This is a genomic window from Leisingera sp. SS27 (assembly GCF_028368855.1).
GTDB lineage: Bacteria > Pseudomonadota > Alphaproteobacteria > Rhodobacterales > Rhodobacteraceae > Leisingera.
This window is the reverse complement of record NZ_JAQNCY010000007.1, coordinates 26,024-38,729: the sequence shown is the minus strand read 5'-3', so window position 1 is coordinate 38,729 and position 12,706 is coordinate 26,024. Positions and strand designations below refer to the sequence as shown.

General features: G+C 52.0%; 11 protein-coding genes and 2 pseudogenes. 9 read left to right on the top strand and 4 right to left on the bottom strand.

What is annotated here, in order from left to right; translation table 11 throughout:
• Window positions 1–4 precede the first annotated feature (4 nt).
• Genes N6L27_RS15390 through N6L27_RS15380 form a run of 3 tightly spaced genes read left to right on the top strand, consistent with a single transcriptional unit; the run spans window position 5 to window position 2,418 of the window.
• Window positions 5–976 (top strand): branched-chain amino acid ABC transporter permease, encoded by a 972-nt coding sequence (locus tag N6L27_RS15390; RefSeq protein WP_271908184.1) that lies wholly within the window; start codon window positions 5–7, stop codon window positions 974–976.
• Between the two features lies 1 nt (window position 977).
• On the top strand, window positions 978–1,736 hold the full coding sequence (locus N6L27_RS15385) for an ABC transporter ATP-binding protein (RefSeq protein ID WP_271908183.1): 759 nt from the start codon (window positions 978–980) through the stop codon (window positions 1,734–1,736).
• Window positions 1,729–2,418: an ABC transporter ATP-binding protein gene (locus tag N6L27_RS15380; protein ID WP_271908182.1), complete on the top strand. Its 690-nt coding sequence runs from the start codon at window positions 1,729–1,731 to the stop codon at window positions 2,416–2,418. Before N6L27_RS15385 ends, N6L27_RS15380 begins: the two co-directional genes overlap by 8 nt.
• Here N6L27_RS15380 and N6L27_RS15375 read toward each other — a convergent pair.
• Both N6L27_RS15375 and N6L27_RS15370 read right to left on the bottom strand, forming a co-directional pair.
• Window positions 2,403–3,137, bottom strand: a complete 735-nt coding sequence (locus N6L27_RS15375) for a TetR family transcriptional regulator C-terminal domain-containing protein (RefSeq protein ID WP_271908181.1) — start codon at window positions 3,135–3,137, stop codon at window positions 2,403–2,405. The two genes, N6L27_RS15380 and N6L27_RS15375, sit on opposite strands and share 16 nt — an antisense overlap.
• Entirely contained in the window at window positions 3,070–3,696 is a 627-nt protein-coding gene (locus N6L27_RS15370) for a TetR family transcriptional regulator C-terminal domain-containing protein (RefSeq protein ID WP_271908180.1), read from the bottom strand. The genes N6L27_RS15375 and N6L27_RS15370 overlap by 68 nt, the downstream gene beginning before the upstream one ends.
• A 288-nt stretch (window positions 3,697–3,984) precedes the next feature.
• On the opposite strand from N6L27_RS15370, the pseudogene N6L27_RS15365 reads away from it, so the two are divergent.
• The 3 genes and pseudogenes from N6L27_RS15365 to N6L27_RS15355 all read left to right on the top strand — a co-directional run.
• Window positions 3,985–4,200, top strand: a pseudogene (locus tag N6L27_RS15365) (aspartate aminotransferase family protein); the annotation flags it as partial.
• A 124-nt stretch (window positions 4,201–4,324) separates the two neighbouring features.
• On the top strand, window positions 4,325–5,572 hold the full coding sequence (locus tag N6L27_RS15360; protein ID WP_271908179.1) for a Zn-dependent hydrolase: 1,248 nt from the start codon (window positions 4,325–4,327) through the stop codon (window positions 5,570–5,572).
• Window positions 5,573–5,685: 113 nt separating this feature from the next.
• Window positions 5,686–6,048: pseudogene (locus N6L27_RS15355) on the top strand (transposase); the annotation flags it as partial.
• 1,137 nt (window positions 6,049–7,185) lie between these two features.
• Here the strand turns inward: N6L27_RS15355 and N6L27_RS15350 are convergent.
• Entirely contained in the window at window positions 7,186–7,836 is a 651-nt protein-coding gene (locus tag N6L27_RS15350) for a helix-turn-helix domain-containing protein (protein WP_271908178.1), read from the bottom strand.
• On the opposite strand from N6L27_RS15350, the gene N6L27_RS15345 reads away from it, so the two are divergent.
• From N6L27_RS15345 to nhaC, 3 genes are all read left to right on the top strand, one after another.
• Window positions 7,824–9,179 (top strand): FAD-dependent oxidoreductase, encoded by a 1,356-nt coding sequence (locus N6L27_RS15345; protein ID WP_271908177.1) that lies wholly within the window; start codon window positions 7,824–7,826, stop codon window positions 9,177–9,179. The two genes, N6L27_RS15350 and N6L27_RS15345, sit on opposite strands and share 13 nt — an antisense overlap.
• 19 nt (window positions 9,180–9,198) lie before the next feature.
• Window positions 9,199–10,134, top strand: a complete 936-nt coding sequence (locus tag N6L27_RS15340; RefSeq protein ID WP_271908176.1) for an ornithine cyclodeaminase family protein — start codon at window positions 9,199–9,201, stop codon at window positions 10,132–10,134.
• Between the two features lie 102 nt (window positions 10,135–10,236).
• Window positions 10,237–11,682 carry a Na+/H+ antiporter NhaC gene (gene nhaC, locus N6L27_RS15335; protein ID WP_271908343.1) on the top strand — a complete coding sequence of 482 codons (1,446 nt, stop codon included), beginning with the start codon at window positions 10,237–10,239 and terminating at the stop codon, window positions 11,680–11,682.
• A gap of 60 nt (window positions 11,683–11,742) precedes the next feature.
• Here the strand turns inward: nhaC and N6L27_RS15330 are convergent, their stop codons facing one another.
• Window positions 11,743–12,651, bottom strand: a complete 909-nt coding sequence (locus tag N6L27_RS15330) for a LysR family transcriptional regulator (protein ID WP_271908175.1) — start codon at window positions 12,649–12,651, stop codon at window positions 11,743–11,745.
• Window positions 12,652–12,706: the final 55 nt, after the last annotated feature.

Below are 12,706 nucleotides of genomic sequence, written 5' to 3'. Positions count from 1 at the left end.
TGTAATGTCACTAGAACTTAAACACTGCCCGATTTTGATTGCCATCGCGCTGGCTGCTTTCTTAGTCTTGCCGTCTATCTCGCTGGCAACAGAGGTATTGATTTTTGCTATCATAGCGTTGGGCTGCAGCATTCTGCTTGGGTATGCAGGGCTACTTTCCTTCGGCCAAGCGATTTTCTTCGGCTTGGGAGCCTACGTTGCAAGTCTCAGTCAAATCCACTTGGGCGTCAACTTTCTAGTTGGTCTCTTGATCGCCACAGCGGCTGGAGCGATTGTCGCGGCTTTGGTCGGAGCACTGGCAATAAGAAGGCAGGGTATTTACTTCGTGATGCTAACATTGGCATTTACACAACTTGCCTTTTTTATCTCCTACACCCTGGACGAATGGACGGGCGGTGATAACGGTTTGCTGGACGTTCCACGAAACAGCGTTAACATTTTTGGATACGAAATTGCTATAGATAGTTCAGAGAAATTCTATGCTTTCGTAGCAATCTCGTTTGTCCTGATTTTCCTTGCGCTGCTGAGAATTACTCATTCTCAGTTTGGGCGAACCTTACTTGCTATCAAACAAAATGAAGAAAGAGCTACAGCACTCGGTTACTCAGTCAAATGGTATAAGGTACTCGCATTCGTTTTCTCGGGATCGATCACCGCCTATGCGGGTGGAATGTACGCGCTGTTCTTAAATTTTGCACCTTTGAGCAACGTCGAACTCATAATGAGTGAACACATCCTGATCATGGCAATCATTGGCGGGACCGGAAATGTTTACGGCGCTGTTTTAGGTTCACTGTTCCTGGTCGTGGTTGGGGACATGCTATCGGCCTTCTGGGAGAGATGGCTGTTCATGTTGGGTGGGATCTTGATCCTCACTGTCTTTTACATGCGCGGCGGACTTATTTCCGGCCTCTATGGCGTATTTGAATTCTTGAGCCAGAAACTTGGCTCCGCATCGACACAGAAAGAATCCTAGAATGTCAATTCTAACAACAAACAGACTCACCAAGCGTTATGGCGAATTCAAAGCCGTGACTGACGTGAATTTAGACGTTCAACCTAACACACTTCATGCGGTCATTGGCCCAAACGGAGCTGGAAAAACGACATTGTTTCATTGTCTGACTGGGGTGCAGCGTCTAACGTCAGGGAGAATTCTCTTTGACAATAAAGAAATCTCGAAGCTCGGACCGGAAAAACGCTCTTCCTTAGGCATGTCCCGGTCATTTCAAGTTACAAGCCTGTTTCTCGAAATGACCGTGCGTGAGAACCTGCAAATCGCCGCACTGGGTGTCTCTAGCATCGATGGTTTCCGCTTTTGGAGTTCATCGGCTTCTACTGTGAAGAAAACTGCTGCTGCAGTGGACTATGCGCTTGAGACAACTGGCTTCGAGAATCGAGCGGAAACTATCGCCGGAGACCTCTCGCACGGCCAGCAAAGAATGTTGGAAGTGGGAATGGCTCTTGCCCAACAACCTAAACTGATACTTCTCGATGAGCCAACATCAGGAATGGGTGTTGATGACATCCCCATGATTTCTAATTTGGTTAGAAGACTCACGAAGGACATCACCGTTCTTTTGATTGAGCATAACATGGGTATCGTTCTGGAAATCAGTGATAAAATCACGGTGATGCAGCTTGGGCAAATTCTCGTCGAAGGAACGCCCGATCAGATTAAAAACGACCAACGCGTTAGAGAAGCGTATCTTGGCGGGGAAACTGAAGATGCTTGAACTGAATAACGTAAACTCATTCTATGATAAGAGCCACATCCTTTTCGACGTTAATTGCACGCTCAAAAGAGGAGAAGTTTTGGCCATACTCGGTCGCAATGGCGCAGGAAAGTCTACACTGCTAAAATCAATAATGGGATTGGTGGATGTTCGCGATGGATCAATTCACTTCGAAAGCAATGAGCTAACAAATATTGCTTCACATAGGATTGCTCGCCAGGGTCTTTGCTTTGTGCCTGAAAACAGAGACATTTTTGAAATCCTTAGTGTCGAAGAAAACCTTTACATCTCGCATAATCCCGCATCCAATTGGTCGATAAACGACATCTATTCCCTTTTTCCACGCCTAAAAGAACGACGCAAAAACGGAGGTGGAAATTTATCTGGCGGAGAGCAACAAATGCTCGCCATTGCGCGCGCACTCGTTAATGATCCGAAGATCCTAATTCTTGACGAACCAACCGAAGGATTGGCACCAGTAATCGTCGAGGAGATCGAGAAAATTATTTTAAATGTTCGGTCAACAGGCATCCCAATCTTGCTTGTTGAGCAGAATATTTCAGTGTGTCGAAAAGTAGCTGATAAGTTCATTGTACTTGAGCAAGGCCAGGTTGTACTTGAAGGCAGCAATCAAGATCTAAGTGATCAAACAGAGAAGATTGAACACTACTTGGCTGTTTGATCCACTTGGACCTGCTTTGCAGAAAAGTCTGACTTAGCTCCCACCCCAGCAAGAATGATGGAGCAAACGTCAGACTTTATTTCCTCCCACTGTGCTTCATCAAGTTCTTTGCCATCGTTGAGAACACGAATTTGATGGTAAAAGTCCGCATAGTGCTGTGTAGTCGCCCAAATCATATATAGAATAGTGTTTGGATTGACTGGCTTTAGCCGTCCTTCTGACTGCCACTTTCTAAATAATGCGGTGCGTGAGTTTGTCCATTCATACAGGTCCTTGGCAAGAAAAGCATGCATGGTTGGGGCGCCTTGGATGATCTCATTGGCCCATATTTTTGAGCCGCTTGGACGCTCCCGCGAAATATCGAGCTTTCTGGTTATGTAAAGAGAAAAAGCAACAACGGGATCATCGATCTCGTCAAACGCTTCGGCGGCCCCCTTCCAAATATCAAAAATTCTTTCAACACAAGTTTGGTACAGGATTTCTTTTGATCCGAAGTAATAATGGATGTTTGCCGGGGGAAGTTTTGCTCTCTTGGCTATCGACGCGATCGTCGTACCCTTGAAGCCATGTTCTGCAAATTCAAGTTCAGCTGCATCCAGTATAGCGGTTGTATTTCTCGAGCGAACCGTGTCCGGGCGCAAAATTGAGTTTCTATTCAACGCAAATACCTCGCAATATGATGTCTTTGAGGAAGTATTTTGTTTCTTGCCATTGCTCATCGGTAAGTGGATGGTTGTCGTTCAAAGTTTCAATTTGATGTTGAAAATCAGCGTAATGTTGTGTCCCTGCCCAAATCAGATAGAGAAGATGTCGAGCGCTTGTTGCGCGTAGCTTCCCCGAGTCTATCCAATGCTGGATGACAACCATTCGGTCGTTGGTCCACCTGTGCAACTCATCTTCCATATAGTCTTGAACTATGGGTGCACCTTGAATCACCTCATTTGCCCATACTTTTGAGCCAAATGGGCGATTTCGCGCCATTTCAAGTTTCGTGTCAATATACTCAGCAATGGCCGTACTTGGATCATTGTCTTTTTTGATCGAATCTGCAGCGGATCGCCAAATATCGAATATGTCTTCGACAACTGCGCGGTATAAGGTTTCTTTATTGGTGAAATAGTAGATAATATTCGACTTTGGCAACTTAGCCTGCTTGGCGATCAGACTGAAAGATGCACCAAAGTATCCGTGTTCAGCAAACACGTATTCTGCAGCCTCCTTGATTCTTGAAATGTTCTTTTCCCTGTTTGCAATTTGCTTTTGGGGTTGCCGTAGCATCCTACACTCTCTTCCTACTTGCCTCATAGCTCCCCGAATATTCGACCAATTTTAGATCACCCTTCAGAGAGCCTTCCCGCTGATTCGTCGACAAAATACTTCGTCCAGAGATTCCGCCACACAGCAGCTTTATGCCTGATTGAACTTATCAGAGGAAGACAGTTTGTCCAATCGTTCACATTAAGCTGTCAGATCGATCAGGTTTAACTGATTAAGTAGTCAGAAAAGATTGACCGTTCGTGCCAACTATGGTTTTATCCCGCTCGACCAGACTCTTGGGAGGACAAAATGAAGAACGATCTGGAGGCTTTTTGGATGCCTTTCGCTGCCAACCGGCAGTTCAAGAAGAACCCTCGTATGATCGTTGGGGCCAACGGAATGCACTACTCGACGAGCGAAGGAAAAAAGGTTTTGGACGGCACCGCGGGACTTTGGTGCTGCAATGCTGGCCATGCAAGGCCAAGAAACACAGAAGCTGTGCTGCGCCAGGTTGTGGAGTTGGATTAATGTACGAAGTCACGAAACTCATCGACAACAAGAAAATCTCTTTACGTTGGTCGGAAGGCATCTCCAGCGGTGCAGTCTCTACGCTCCCAAGCCGAACCACATGCACAAAAGGGAGGAAAAAATGCAACACGGCAAGAACCTGAAAATTGATGGTCAGCGACTTTGGGACACTTTGGAAGAAATGGCCAAAATCGGTCCCGGTGTCGCGGGTGGATGTAACCGTCAAACACTAACGGATGACGATGCGGAAGGGCGCGCCCTGTTTCAAAAATGGTGTGAGAGCGCAGGCTGTACCATGGGCGTAGACAACATGGGCAATATGTTTGCGCATCGTGCGGGAGCAGACGAAAACGCACTCCCGGTTTACGTCGGTTCCCACCTCGACACGCAACCTACGGGCGGAAAATACGATGGCGTTTTGGGTGTGCTGGGTGGATTGGAATTGATCCGAACGCTCAATGACGCTGGCGTCAAGACAAAACACCCAATCGTTGTAACAAACTGGACAAATGAAGAGGGCACCAGATTTGCTCCTGCTATGTTATCGTCTGGCGTTTTCGCCAAGAAGCACATGTTAGACTGGGCATACGATCGCAAAGATGCAGAAGGAAAAGCCTTCGGCGATGAACTAAAGCGTATCGGCTGGCAAGGCGAAGAAGAAGTTGGCGCTCGCGAGATGCGAGCCTATTTTGAACTTCACATCGAACAAGGCCCGGTTCTGGAAGCCGAAAATAAAGTCATTGGCGTGGTCACCCATGGCCAAGGCTTAAGTTGGACCGAAATCAAAATCACTGGCAAGGACGCTCACACAGGGTCCACCCCGATGCCAATGCGCAAAAATGCTGGCTTGGGAATGGCGCGTGTTCTTGAATTGGTCGATGAAATCGCTTGGAGCCATAAGCCGCACGCAGTTGGCGCAGCAGGGCATATTGACGTCCACCCCAACTCACGGAACGTGATACCCGGACAGATTGTTTTCACTGTCGATCTTCGCTCTCCAGACATTGAAGTCATTTCCGACATGGAACAAAGGCTGCATGAAGGTACAAAAAAAATCTGCCGCGACATGGGGCTGGAAGTCAGTCTTGAAAAAGTAGGTGGCTTTGATCCCGTCAAATTTGATCCTCAATGTGTGAGCGCAGTTCGCGACGCAGCTGAATCTCTCGGCTATAGCCACATCGATATCGTCTCAGGTGCTGGCCACGACGCATGCTGGATCAATGCAGTTGCCCCGTCTGCAATGATTATGTGCCCTTGCGTTGACGGCCTTAGCCACAACGAAGCCGAAGAGATCACTAAAGAATGGGCGACTGCTGGCGGTGACGTTCTGCTGCACGCTGTTCTCGAAATCGCCGGAATTCAGGAGTAACAGCATGAGTAAAGTTTTCAATGGCGGTTGAATAGCCCCGCGTTTCTTAGGGATAGGATGCATTGATTTCGGCAGCGCTGCGTGATTCACGAGCTGGAAAACGGAGCGGTGATATGAGCGACCTTGTCTGGCAGAACGACGAGCAGATGGCCAAGTTGGCCCCCTTTTTCCCTAAATCGCACGGCAAGCCAAGGGTCGACGACAGGAGGGTTCTGAGCGGGATTATCTTCATAAATCGCAATGGCTTGCGTTGGCGCGATGCCCCTGCCGCCTATGGTCCGCACAAAACGCTTTACAGCCGATGGAAGCGTTGGAGCGAGAAAGGCATTTTCGCTCGGATGATGGCCGGTCTGGCTGCAGAACACGGCGAGAAGCAGACCGTGATAATTGACGCGACATACCTAAAGGCACATCGAACGGCGACCAGTATGGCCGCCAAAAAAAGGGGGCGCGGTCGCCTAATCGGTCGCACCAAGATGAGTGCGTGAAGGTCTTCGGTCGTCGCGCAAACGGCGTCCGCAAACTGTGTTTCCTCAAAGAAATTCGTGTAAAGATAATTCAATAGCATGGCACGACTCTCAAATTTGGTTGTTCACATGTCCATAGCAAGTACCGCCTGTCAAATGCGCCGTTCCGGATCGAAGTGTGAACGAAAGTCGCCATTGGTTACTTGCGCAGCATTTGTCAAAGATGGGCTCGAAGTCCGATTTCGCCGCGCGCGGCATGAATGTCTGCTTCAGCCGAAGGAAAATCTATGAGTCGCAAAAGGAAAGGCTGGTGCGAGCGTGAGTTTCCCACGGACCTAAAATCAATGGCTTATCGAAGCCTCGAAGGAAAAACTATGTGTCGCCCGACACTGAATGTCGGGCGACACATAGTTTTGCCATTTGCGGCAGAACATTTCCTTTTTCGTGTCTCCAACATCCCCGCTCGCGCCTCCTGTTCCGCCAGTGGCGAAGCCTTCCCTGATTTTCACTTCGGAAGACCTCGTGTCTTCCGGAGGGCAAAGCAGGGTGGGCGCAGCCCGGACTGCGGCCGGACGGTGATCTGACACACGGGGCCGGAGCGGTGAAATTGGGAGGGGCCCGCGCCTAGCGCGGGAGGAACCGGATTTCTCCGTGGAGACTGACGCGCAGCGGCATCAGAACCCGTGTTCAGATTGCCGGCCGGATGGCAGGCGGACCAATCAAACGGAAAATGCCAGGCGCGCTAGAGCGGAGCGGAGGCGCGGCTGACCTCTGTGCAAGCGATCGCGGTCTCGTCCGCGATCACATTATAAATTTGGCAGGAAGGGCAGGAGGAAAGCGGCCAGCGTGATCTTCAACTGCCATTCACCACGCCAGCCGCAAACTTACACTGCGCCGGACCAAGCGGCTATTCGCATTTGGCCGCTCACTAGCGGAAAACCGGGTGGGTTTGCTTTAGCCCATTCGCCGCTAGGGTCTGACGTGTTGCAGCAAGCTGTGGTCCTTTGTTTTATCGGACCGTGTTCTGTAAGCATGTGCCTAAATACCGATAACCGCCATGCACTGGCATAGCCCATGCAACCCATTTGCCGCCTAAGGTTTCAGTTTGACCCGATCAAAGAACCATGAAGTTTGTGTGGCAGGCCGTTAACTGACACCTTCGACATGTGTGCAGGCCCAAAGTACCCGCGCCTCCTGTGTACCCAGGCTTCTAATGCCGTGCCGCATCGTGCTGTCGTAATAGGCGCAATCGCCTGCTCTGAGAATGACCGGCTGGTAATGCTCCACTTTCAATTCGATATCGCCAGTCAGGATGAACACCAGCTCTTCGCCTTCATGTCGATCCAGTTGGTTGGGTTCAAGAGGGCCGCGGGGGCCAATTGTGGCGATCAAGGGAATGATTTTCTTACCCGTCAGCCCGTTGCACAGCACTTCATACTCATAGGTTTTGCCGCTGACTGCACGGCCTTCACCTGAGCGGGTGACGGTCAGGCGGGTGGTGTTCATCTCTTCCGCAGGGGATTCGATCAGCTTCTCCAAACCCACACCATAGCCCCGTGCCAAGCGCAGAAGATTCTCAAAACTGGGAGAGACTTTGCCATTTTCGACCTTGTAGATCGTTGAAACCGCCAGCCCAGTTGCCCCAGAAGCTTGTTCCAAAGTCATGCCCTCGCCAAGACGCAAGCTTTTGACTCTATTCCCCAATTCAGTTCGAATATGGTTTTTTTCTTCGTCATCAAGGATCGGCGAGACGACAGATTCTTCTGCAATGGGGAAGGTTTTGATTGATTTGGGCATGGTTTTTCTTATTTTACCAAAAATTCACTTTTAGCCTGCTTTCGGGGTGTCCAGACAAAATTATGCATGAGCAACACAAAAATAGCCAGAGGGTTGCCGTGATTGGCGCGGGGGTGGTTGGCGTGGCAACGGCTTATCACTTAGCGCAGCGGGGCTATCAGGTTGTGGTGCTGGACCAAGCCGACGCACCGGCGGCCATGTGCAGCTATGCAAATGCCGGGATCATCGCGGTTGGACATGCGTCAAGCTGGGCTGGGCCCGAAGCCCCACGTCAAATGGTGCGCGCCTTTCTAGGCAAAGAACCCAGTGTGAAAATTTCTCGCTTCATGGACCCGGATTTGTGGCGATGGGGGGTGAGCTTTTTGCGCAACTGTAACGTGGCTGCATATCGTAAGCACTCCAATGCCATGGCGATGTTGTCACGTCACGGGCGGGATGCGTTGCGAAAGATGGAGACCGAGGCGGGGTTGAGTTTTGATCAGGCTCATGACGGAGTCTACTATCTTTACACATCGCAAGCGCAATTTGCGGCACGGATGCAAGCCAACGTCGGGCCGGAAACGGGCTTCACCCCTCATGATGCGTCAACCCTTATGACGATGGACCCAGCCCTGCAGGCCTTTCATGGCAAGTTGCAGGGAGGGTTGATCTCTGACGTGGACAGCAAGGGGGATTGCCAAAGCTTTACCGCCAAGTTGGTCGATTGGCTGACTGCACGGAGCAATGTTACTTTTCATTTTGGCACTAAAGTCTCCGGATATGACACCAAGGGTGCGAGTGTTTGCGCCGTGTTGACCGACACCGGTCACTTTGCCTGCGATCATGTAGTGATTGCCGCAGGCACGGAAACTCCCAAACTGACCGCCTCGTTTGGGGTCAAACCTATGATCTATCCGATCAAAGGCTATTCGGCGACCTATCCAATTTTGGATGCCAGCCGCATTCCCAACCGCCCGTTTATTGACGAAACCAGCCTGCTTGCGGTTACTCAGCTTGGGGATCGTTTGCGGGTCACAGCCATTGCAGAATTTGCTGGCCACGACAGAACCATCACCGCAGATCGTGTGGCCTATCTCGATACCTATGTGGATCAGCATTTCTCTGGTGCCGTGGATGTGGCTCAGGCGAAACACTGGGCGGGCCTGCGTCCAACCACCCCAAGCGGCCGACCTTATCTGGGTCGACTTCGTAAGACTTCGAATGTTTGGCTCAATGCTGGTCACGGCCAGCTGGGCTGGACCATGGCCGCAGGCGCGGGCGAGGTCATGGCCGCGATGATATCTGGCGCTCCCAACACTGCAGCACAGGTTTCTGAAACCGCGCGCTGGCTGATCACCCCATAGAAACCGGAAAGATCACATCATGAAAATTCTCGACCTACCTGCAACGCGTGATGCATTGCCTTACAAAGACCTAATCGACGCGTTGGAAGAGGGGTTTCGTGGAGATTATGACGCCCCTTTGCGCCACCACCACTACCTGAAAAACGAGGCGATCGAGGATGATGTGCTGCTGCTGATGCCCGCGTGGCGCAGCGAGGGATATGGTGGCATCAAGCTGGTTAATGTTGTGCCCGGCAATGCCAAACGCGGGCGCGCGGCTCTGTCCTCCAGCTATGTTCTGTTTGATCGTGAAACCGGCGAACACTTGTTGATTGCGGATGGAGGCGAGCTGACGGCACGCCGTACAGCCGCCGCCTCGGCCCTTGCCGCCCGCCGTTTGGCACGCCCAGACAGCGCCACCCACTTGATCGTTGGCGCTGGCCGCGTGGGCTTCAACCTTGCGCTTGCATACCGAGAGGTCCTGCCAATCACACGCACCCTTGTGTTCGACATTAATCCTGACAATGCCGAACGCATGGTGGCGTCTTTGGCGGAAGAGGGCATTGCCGCCGAAGTGGCCGACAGCGTGCAATCCACCGCCGCTGAGGCAGACGTAATTTCCTGTGCAACATTGGCCCGAACCCCCGTGTTGTTGGGCGACTGGTTGCGCCCCGGTCAGCATATGGACCTGATCGGCAGTTTCACCCCCGAGATGCGCGAAGTGGATGACACCGCCGTGACCCGCGCGTCAGTCTATGTCGACACGCATGATGCGTTGGTGGAAAGTGGCGACATCAAGACACCTCTTGAAACCGGCATACTGCAAGAATCCGACATTCTCGCAACCTTGAAAGAGCTATGTGACAGCGGCGATCACCCTCGGCAATCCGCTGAGGAAATAACCCTTTTCAAAGGGGTCGGCACCGCCATCGAGGATTTGTCCGCCGCCATACTGGCTTTGAAATCTACGTACTGAGCAATCGGCCCGGCTGTTCTCAGCCGGGCCTTTGCTTTGCGCACCTACAGAATACGAGCGGCATCGCCGTTCACAAAAGTTAATACGAAGAGAGGAACAACAATGTCACTTCAACAAACCGAGGCGCATCCGCCGATTGGGCTCGCCTTGATCCCCATTGTGCTCACGCTGGCAATTCTAGGCGTGCAGATCTTCTATTTCGGCGATTTCACACCCCATATCCCGCTCGCAATTGGGATCGCTTTGACCACCATTGTTGGCCTTATGACGGGCCTGAAATGGGACGAGATAGAAAAGGGCGCGTTTCACGTCATCGCCGTGTCCTTCCCCGCGGTATCTGTGCTGCTGCTGGTTGGGATGATTGTTGGAACTTGGATCGCAGCGGGCACCGTTCCGACTCTGATCTACTATGGCCTGGCATTGCTGTCGCCGCAGATGTTTCTGGCTGCCGGCATGTTGCTGTGCTCCATTGTATCTCTGGCGTTGGGGACCTCTTGGGGGACCGTGGGCACCGTTGGCCTGGCACTGATGGGCATCGGCGAAGGCTTTGGAATTCCCGCCTACTGGACAGCGGCGGCAGTGGTTTCTGGCGCTTTCTTTGGCGACAAGATCTCGCCATTGTCTGATACTACCAACCTGGCTCCGGCAGTGACGGACACCAACCTGTTTGACCACATCCGCAACATGCTGCCGACGACGGTTCCGGCAATGCTGATCGCCCTGGTGATCTACTTTGCTGTTGGCTTCAACCTTGGCGATGGCGTACCGTCGTTTGAGCGGATTGAGGCGTTTAAAGCTGCGCTTGAAAACTCGTTCAATCTGTCACCCTGGCTGATGCTGCCCGCGCTTTTGGTCGTGGTGCTTGCTGTTTTGAAAATGCCTGCAATCCCCTCGCTGTTCATTGGTGTTTTGCTGGCATCGCTATTGGCAATTTATGTACAAGGGGCATCGATCCACGACATCTTCACTTACGCCAACTATGGTTATTCGGTTGAAACCGGCGTTGAAGCCATGGACAAACTGATGAACCGTGGGGGTATTCAGTCGATGATGTGGACAATTTCATTGATCCTGATCGCGCTTGGGTTTGGCGGCGCGCTGGAGCGGACCGGCTGTCTAGCCGCCATCATTTCGGTGCTGACCAAACGGGTGAAAAGCTTTGCTGGCGTGCAAACCTCTGCAATCCTGACATCGGTTGCGACCAACACCGTGGCCGGAGACCCCTATCTATCCATCGCACTGCCTGGCCGGATGTTCCGCCCTGTATATGACCGCATCGGGTATTCGCGTCTGAACCTTGCGCGTGCCACCGAAGAGGGCGGTACAATCATCTCGCCGCTGATTCCGTGGAATGCTGGTGGGGCTTTTGTGATCACAGCCCTTGGCCTGTCGATCGGCGACGGCAACCTTGAGAACCTGCTGTACATCCCGCTGTCATTTGCCTGCTGGCTGGCGCCGGTATTTGGCATCCTCTATGCTTGGGCCGGGTGGTTTTCGCCCAAGGCCGAAGAAGTTGAAGAACTATCAGGTACGGCGGCAAACGCCTAACCAGATGCAATTCCTACCGTCCTGTTCCTGGAATGGGGCGGTACTGCTACACGGCTGCGATCATGATGTTTCCCAGACCGGCGATCTCCCAATCCTCTCAACCAAATAATCAATGAACACGCGTACTTTGGCAGTCAGCACGTTGGACTTTGGATAGACAAGCCACAGCACAGACTGGTCGTCGACATCATACTCCGGCAGTACTCTGACAAGTGAACCTTCCCTGATTTCATCATGAACGCTCCACATGGAGTTCATGGAAATGCCAGCCCCAGCGACTGTCACGGCCTTCTGGCTCAGCCCGTCATTGAGAACCAGACGACAGTTTGCGGATTGCGGATCAAATACACCTGCTCTCCCATCAGCGGTTTTCAGATCCCGGGCTGAGTGGTCCTGAAACCCGATCAAAGCATGGGCGTGCAGATCTTTCGGAGCTTGCGGAGCCCCGAAACGGTCAATGTAGTCTGGCGAGGCGCAAAGAATACGCCGGTCATCGGCCAGTCTTCTGGCTTTCAAACTGGAATCCGCCAGGGCTGAGTTGCGCAGGGCCAGATCAAAGCTGCCATCGATCAGCCCGACCATTCGGTCGGAGAGTTGCAGATCAAGTTTTATGCTGGGATATGTGTCCAGAAACTCCGGCAGAATTGGCGCGATGTACATTTGTGCAAAACTGCTGGGGGCTGTGAACCGCAATGTCCCGCTGGCTTCGGAAGTTTCCAGCCCGAGTGCCGCACGTGCTGCTTTTTCCTGTGCTAGAAGTTCTTTGGCGAAGGGAAGGAACTCGGCCCCTTCGGTTGAAAGGCTGACCTTGCGCGTAGACCGGTGCAGCAGGTCGGACCCAAGGTTTTTCTCCAATTTGGCGAGCCTTGCACTGGCGACCGCAGGTGCCAGCCCGAGACTGCGGCCCGCTTCACTGATGTTCAGCTTCTCAGCGGCCCGGACAAAGAGGCGAACGCTTTCGAGATCCATCATTATATCCAAAATGCGAATTCTGAACTCTATTATCGCCCGTTTTTATCGTCGT

Coding starts and splice junctions, on each gene's coding strand:
- N6L27_RS15390 (WP_271908184.1), top strand. CDS start 5: ATGTCACTAGAACTTAAACACTGCCCGATTTTGATTGCCATCGCGCTG.
- N6L27_RS15385 (WP_271908183.1), top strand. CDS start 978: ATGTCAATTCTAACAACAAACAGACTCACCAAGCGTTATGGCGAATTC.
- N6L27_RS15380 (WP_271908182.1), top strand. CDS start 1,729: ATGCTTGAACTGAATAACGTAAACTCATTCTATGATAAGAGCCACATC.
- N6L27_RS15375 (WP_271908181.1), bottom strand. CDS start 3,137: ATGAGCAATGGCAAGAAACAAAATACTTCCTCAAAGACATCATATTGC.
- N6L27_RS15370 (WP_271908180.1), bottom strand. CDS start 3,696: ATGCTACGGCAACCCCAAAAGCAAATTGCAAACAGGGAAAAGAACATT.
- N6L27_RS15360 (WP_271908179.1), top strand. CDS start 4,325: ATGCAACACGGCAAGAACCTGAAAATTGATGGTCAGCGACTTTGGGAC.
- N6L27_RS15350 (WP_271908178.1), bottom strand. CDS start 7,836: ATGCCCAAATCAATCAAAACCTTCCCCATTGCAGAAGAATCTGTCGTC.
- N6L27_RS15340 (WP_271908176.1), top strand. CDS start 9,199: ATGAAAATTCTCGACCTACCTGCAACGCGTGATGCATTGCCTTACAAA.
- nhaC (WP_271908343.1), top strand. CDS start 10,237: ATGTCACTTCAACAAACCGAGGCGCATCCGCCGATTGGGCTCGCCTTG.
- N6L27_RS15330 (WP_271908175.1), bottom strand. CDS start 12,651: ATGGATCTCGAAAGCGTTCGCCTCTTTGTCCGGGCCGCTGAGAAGCTG.